The organism is Sphingomonas sp. (genome assembly GCF_036402235.1).
Classification (GTDB): Bacteria; Pseudomonadota; Alphaproteobacteria; order Sphingomonadales; family Sphingomonadaceae; genus Sphingomonas.
The window spans coordinates 1-3797 of sequence record NZ_DASWTG010000022.1; the positions used below are offsets into that span (position 1 = coordinate 1).

Consider the following 3797-nt stretch of genomic DNA (forward strand, 5'->3'; position numbering starts at 1 on the left):
CCGGGCGGGCCAGGACTCCCGACAGGCGTTATCGCGTCCTCCCCCTCCGTCAGCTTCGCTGACACCTCCCCCTGGCGGGGGAGGATCTATCGCTCGAATGCCCCCCGGCATCAGCTCGCCAGCGCGAGGCGCGGTTGTTCGGTGGGCTTGAGTTCGGCAGTGGTGACGCCGGGCAGCCCCTCGATCCGCGTGGCGAGCTCGCCGTCGATGCGGAAATTGCGGCCGAGCACCAGCTCGGCCTCGCCGCCCCCCGGGAGCGGGGCGTCTAGGATTACCTCACACCGGCCGCCGCGCGCGCCCTCGAGCAGCCGCGCGATCAGCGGCAGCGCGGTAGCGTCGCTCACCGCAAGGCGCAGCGTCAGGCGGACGTCCTTGGCCATGCTCTCGAACGGCTGGACCTTGCGTACCGTCACCCGCGCGGAATCCTCGCCGGCGCGGCGGTCCAGCTCGAGCGTCAGGATGCCGCAGCCGCCGGTGCGGGAAGCATCCTCCATCTCCTTTGCCGTCAGCTCGTCGAAGCAGGTGCAGGGCACCGTCCCGCTGGCATCGGACAGGGTCGCCATCAGGTAGCGATTGCCCCGCGCCGAGGTGCGCCAGCGCGCATCCTCGATCAACGCCGCGATCGTTGCGCCGGCGCGGCCGCCCTCGGCGATCTCGATCTCGCTCAGGCTGACGATGGTCCGCGCCGAGTGAAGCCGGGCGAGGTGCTGGTAGCGGTCGAGCGGGTGCGCGGAGAAGAAGAAGCCGAACGAATCCTTCTCGGCCTCGATCCGCTGGCCCAGCGTCCAGCGTGCGCTCTTGGGGAGCTGGATCGCCGAGCCGACCGGCTCGGCCTCGCCGAACAGGCCGCCCTGCCCGCTCTCGCGATTGGCATGGGTGCGCTGCGCCACGGCGAGGATCGTCTCGGCAGCGGCATGGACGCCGGGCCGGTCGGGGGCGATGCTGTCGAAGCCCCCGGCCCCGGCCAGCGCCTCGACCTGGCGCTTGTTGAGCAGCCGCGGATCGACGCGCCGGGCGAAATCGTCGAGGCTCTGGAAACGGCCCTTGGCGTGGCGCTCCTCGACCAGCAGCTCCATCGCCTTCTCGCCCACACCCTTGAGGCCCGCGAGCGCGTAGCGCACCGCGAACCCGTCATCGACCGCCTCGACCGAGAATTCCGCCTCGCTGGCGTTGATGTCAGGGGGCAGGCACGGGACGCCGAGCCGCTTCATGTCCTCGACGAACACCGCGAGCTTCTCGGCCTGGCCGAGCTCGAAGCACATCGAGGCGGCGTAGAATTCGTGCGGGTAATGCGCCTTGAGCCAGGCGGTGTGATAGGCGAGCAGCGCATAGGCGGCGGCGTGCGACTTGTTGAAGCCGTAGCCGGCGAACTTGTCGATCAAGTCGAACAGCTCGTTGGCCTTGGCCTCCGGGATCGCGTTCACCTTGGCGCAGCCCTCGACGAACAAGGCGCGCTGGGCGTCCATCTCGGCCTTGATCTTCTTGCCCATCGCGCGGCGCAGCAGGTCGGCGCCGCCGAGCGAATAGCCCGCCAGGATCTGCGCGGCCTGCATCACCTGTTCCTGGTAGACGAAGATGCCGTAGGTCTCCTTCAGGATCCCTTCAAGCAGCGGGTGCGGATACTCGATCGGCTCCTGCCCTTGCTTGCGGCGGCCGAACATCGGGATGTTGTCCATCGGCCCCGGGCGGTAGAGCGAGACGAGCGCGATGATGTCGCCGAAATTGGTCGGGCGCACTGCGGTGAGCGTGCGCCGCATGCCTTCGGATTCGAGCTGGAACACGCCGACCGTGTCGCCGCGCTGGAGCAGCTCGTACACCGCCGGATCGTCCCAGCCGAGCGCGGCCAGATCGATCTGGATGTTGCGCGCGGCGAGCAGCTCGACCGCCTTTTGCAGCACCGACAGCGTCTTGAGGCCGAGGAAGTCGAACTTCACCAGCCCCGCGCCCTCGACATATTTCATGTCGAACTGGGTGACGGGCATGTCCGATCGCGGATCGCGGTAGAGCGGCACCAGCTCGGCGAGCGGGCGATCGCCGATCACCACGCCCGCGGCGTGGGTGGACGAGTGGCGCGGCAGCCCTTCGAGCTGCATGGCGAGATCGATGAGGTGCTTGACCCCCTCGTCGCGATCATACTCCGCCTTGAACTCGCTGACGCCGTTCAATGAGCGCGGCAGCGTCCAGGGATCGGTCGGGTGGTTGGGGACGAGCTTGGCGAGCCGGTCGACCTGGCCGTAGCTCATCTGGAGCACGCGGCCGGTGTCCTTGAGCACCGCGCGCGCCTTCATCGTTCCGAAGGTGATGATCTGCGCGACCTGGTTGCGCCCGTACTTCTGCTGCACGTAGCGGATCACCTCGCCGCGCCGGGTTTCGCAGAAGTCGATGTCGAAGTCGGGCATCGACACGCGCTCGGGGTTGAGGAAGCGCTCGAACAGCAGGCCGAGCTCGAGCGGGTCGAGATCGGTGATGGTCAGCGCCCAGGCGACCACGCTGCCCGCGCCCGATCCGCGGCCCGGCCCCACCGGGATGCCGTTGTTCTTCGCCCATTTGATGAAGTCCGCGACGATCAGGAAATAGCCGGGGAACCCCATCTGGATGATGATGTCGGTCTCGAACGCCAGCCGCTCGAAATATTCGCGGCGGCGCTCGGGATCAGTGATCCCGGCCTTTTCCAGCCGCGCCTCGAGGCCGGCGCGCGCATCCTCGCGCAGCTGCGCCGCCTCGCCCTCCAGATCGCCGGCAAGGCTGGGCAGGATCGGCTTGCGCTTGGGCGCGGCATAGGCGCAGCGCTGGGCGACGACGAGGGTGTTGTCGATCGCCTCGGGCAGATCGTCGAACAGCCGCTTCATCTCGGCCGCGGGCTTCATCCAGGCGTCCGGGGACGAGCGCTGGCGCTCGTCGCTCGCGACATAGGCCGAGCCGGCGATGCAGAGCATCGCATCGTGCGCCTCGTGGAAATCAGGCTCGGCGTAGCAGGCGGGGTTGGTCGCGACGAGCGGGATGCCGCGGTCATACGCCAGATCGAGCAGCTTCGGCTCGGCCTTGCCCTCGACCTCGTCGAGGCGGCGGACGATCTCGATATAGAGCCGGTCGCCGAACAACGCCTGAAGCCGGTCGGCATAGGCGAAAGCCGCGCTGTCCTGCTCCTCGGCGAACAGCCGGGCGAGCGCCCCTTCCCTGCCCGCGGTGAGCGCGATCACCCCGTCGGTGCGGCCTTCGAGGTCGGAGAACAGGACGTGCGCATCCTTCTCGATCGGCCGCTCCAGATGCGCGCGCGAGACGAGGTCACAGAGATTCTCGTAGCCGCGCTGATCCTGCGCATAGAGCGCCAGCCAGTCGAGCGGCGGCTCGACCCCGTCGGGCATGTCAGGCCGCGCGACGCACAGCAAGGTGCCGACGATCGGCTGCACGCCTGCCTTCTTGGCGGCATCTCCATAGGACATCGCGGCATAGAGCCCGTTGCGGTCGCACAGCGCCGCCGCGGGAAACCCCAGCTCGCGCGCCCGCGCCGCGATCGCCTTGGGCTCGATCGCGCCCTCCAGCATCGTGTAGGCCGAGAAGATGCGCAGGGGGACGAAGCCGGAATGGGGCATGGAGTAAACTATATGTATACTTCAGCGGCGGCGGAACCCGCGCGCACGAGTTCTCCACACCTAATTCCTCCCCGGCACGGGGAGGGGGACCATGCGAAGCAGGGTGGAGGAGCCGCCCCGCAGAGGGCGGTGCCCGTTGCGAGGTTTACCGCCGCTTTCGCGGCGGCCCCTCCGTCATCGCTTCGCGATGCCACCTCCCCGTGC

Annotated in this window: 1 protein-coding gene; it reads right to left on the reverse strand. The window is 68.6% G+C overall.

What is annotated here, in order from left to right; all coding sequences use genetic code 11:
• Positions 1 to 110: 110 nt before the first annotated feature.
• Positions 111 to 3593 (reverse strand): DNA polymerase III subunit alpha, encoded by a 3483-nt coding sequence (gene dnaE, locus VGD28_RS04655; protein WP_331027161.1) that lies wholly within the window; start codon positions 3591 to 3593, stop codon positions 111 to 113.
• Positions 3594 to 3797 lie beyond the last annotated feature (204 nt).